The following is a 1,788-nucleotide window of genomic DNA, read 5'->3' as shown; positions in this document are numbered from 1 at the left end:
CCAGCGCCTCCTTGATGGCGTGGACGTCCGGCGCGCAGTGGAGCTTCGCGGCAATCACCGCCAGCTGGACCGGGTCGTGGTGGGCCAGCAGGTTTTCCAGCGCGCTCAGCGCCAGCCCGGCCTCCGGGATATTGGAGAGCAGGCCGCCGAAGCCAATCGGCAGCAGCAGTAACGGCTCAAACTTCTTCGCAATCGCCAGCCACAGCAGCAGCAGGCTGACCAGCAGCATCACCGCCTGGCCGGCCCCCAGGTGCATCAGCCCCATGCCCTGAATCAGGGCGTTCAGACTTTCCATTTCCGCTCCTCGTCCTTACGCCAGCTGCAGCAGGGTGTCGCCGACCGCCACCGCATCGCCGGCTTTCACCGCGATACCGCGCACGGTCCCGGCCTGCGCGGCGCGGATTTCGGTCTCCATCTTCATGGCTTCCAGAATCAGCAGCACCTCGCCTTCGGCCACCGTCTGGCCTTCGCTGGCCAGCACCTTCCAGATAGTGCCCGCCAGCGGGGCGGTCACCGGGGTGCCGGCGCCGGCCGGGGCGGCCTGAACCGGTGCGGAAGATGCAGCAGGTACGGCCGCCGTCAGCTGGCTGACGTCGCCGCCGTCGCTGACTTTGACCACAAAGGCTTTGCCTTCCACTTCGACGGTGTAGACGCCGGAGGCGGCTGGTTTCTCAGCCTTCGCGGCAGGTCTGGCTTCTTCCACCTGCGGCACCGGCTCAAAGGCTGCCGGGTTGTGGCGGTTTTCGAGTAACTTCAGGCCGGGCTGCGGGAACAGGGCCACGGTGAGCACGTCGTCGATGGCGTTTTCGGCAAGCGTGATGCCCTTCTCCTGCGCCTGGCGTCTGACGTCGGCTTCCAGCTGCGCCAGCTCCGGCTTTAGCAGGTCCGCCGGGCGGCAGGTCACCGGGTCGGCGCCCTCAAGCACCCGCGCCTGCAGGGCAGCGTTCACCGGCACCGGGGTGTGGCCGTACTCGCCCTTCAGGATACCGGCGGTCTCCTTCGCAATGGTTTTGTAGCGCTCGCCGGTGAGGACGTTGAGCACCGCCTGGGTGCCGACAATCTGCGAGGTCGGAGTGACCAGCGGGATGAAGCCAAGGTCTTCACGCACGCGGGGGATTTCCGCCAGCACCTGGTCCAGCTTGTCCGCGGCGTTCTGCTGCTTCAGCTGGCTTTCGAGGTTGGTGAGCATCCCGCCCGGAACCTGGGCGACGAGGATGCGGCTGTCGGTACCCTTCAGCTGGCCTTCGAAGGCGTGGTACTTCTTACGCACCTCGCGGAAGTACGCCGCGATGCTCTCCAGCTTGTGGATATCCAGCCCGGTGTCGTACGGCGTGCCGGCGAGGGTGGCCACCAGTGCCTCGGTGGCCGGGTGGCCGTAGGTGGCGCTCATTGAGGAGATGGCGGTATCCACGCCGTCGACCCCGGCTTCGATGGCCTTCAGCAGGGCCATCTCCGCCATCCCGGTGGTGGCATGACAGTGCAGGTGCAGGGTGACGTCGTAGCGCTTCTTGATTTCGCTGACCAGCTCAAAGGCGGCCCCCGGCGTCAGAATGCCGGACATGTCCTTGATGGCGACGGAATCAACGCCGGTCTCCAGCAGCTGTTCGGTGAGGTCGAGCCAGGTCTGCAGGGTGTGGGCCGGGCTGGTGGTGTATGAAAGCGTGCCCTGGGCGTGGGCGCCGTGGCGGCGGACCGCCTGCAGGGCGGCCTGCATGTTGCGCGGGTCGTTCATGGCGTCGAAGACGCGGAAGACGTCCATGCCGTTTTTGACGGCGCGCTCCACAAAGC

At 66.7% G+C, this 1,788-nt stretch carries 2 protein-coding genes; both read right to left on the bottom strand.

All coding sequences use genetic code 11. The features are described from left to right. On the bottom strand, positions 1-295 hold a 295-nt coding region (locus CWM54_RS27800; RefSeq protein ID WP_206054246.1), incomplete at its 3' end, for a sodium ion-translocating decarboxylase subunit beta. A gap of 15 nt (positions 296-310) precedes the next feature. After that, positions 311-1,788: sodium-extruding oxaloacetate decarboxylase subunit alpha (oadA, locus tag CWM54_RS27795; protein ID WP_100699188.1), on the bottom strand; the 1,478-nt coding region annotated here is incomplete at its 5' end.

It is taken from the genome of Klebsiella sp. D-Nf1 (assembly GCF_002810515.1).
In the GTDB taxonomy this organism is placed as follows: domain Bacteria; phylum Pseudomonadota; class Gammaproteobacteria; order Enterobacterales; family Enterobacteriaceae; genus Klebsiella; species Klebsiella variicola.
The sequence above is the reverse complement of the archived record's forward strand: the minus strand, read 5'-3'. Positions and strand labels throughout refer to the sequence as shown.